General features: G+C 78.0%; 1 protein-coding gene. It reads right to left on the bottom strand.

From position 1 onward, the window contains the following. Positions 1 to 536, bottom strand: a 536-nt coding sequence (locus ACWJ6R_RS37840) for a glycosyltransferase family 2 protein (RefSeq protein ID WP_449066784.1), incomplete at both ends; no start/stop codon positions are given.

Raw genomic sequence — 536 nt, 5'->3', positions numbered from 1 at the left:
TCGCCCGCCAGCCGGGGCCGTGGACGCGCCGCATCAGCGCGTCGTCGGCGTTGCCCCGCTGGAAGCGCACGCTGGCCCAGAAGCCGTCGTCGCGGACCGGGTGCCGGGTGACGCGCTCGCCCTTGACCAGCCGGTATCCGGCCGCCCGCACGCGCAGCGCGAGGTCGGCGTCCTCCCGGTAGGCGCGCGGGAAGCGCTCGTCGAAGCCGCCGGTGCGCTCCAGGGCCTCACGCCGGTAGGCCATGTCCGCGGTGATCCAGTCGGCGCCGGCCAGGCCCGCGGTGTTGCGCTCGGCGTCGGTGGGCCTGCGGCCGGCAGGGAGCGGCACCTCGATGCGCCCCTGGCTGCCGCCCACGTCGGCGGGCAGGTCCTCCAGGTCGGCGCGGACGGCCTTGTCCCAGCCGGGCTCGGGGACCACGTCGTCGTCGAGGAAGACGATCCACGGGGTGGACGCCGCCCGCCATCCGGCGTTCCTGGCGGCGGCCGGTCCCCGGCCGCCGGAGCGCAGGACCGTGACCCGTCCTCCCGCGGCGCGC

Source organism: Planomonospora algeriensis (genome assembly GCF_977012225.1).
Note: the sequence above shows the minus strand (reverse complement) of the source record. Positions and strands in the feature narration are given on the sequence as shown.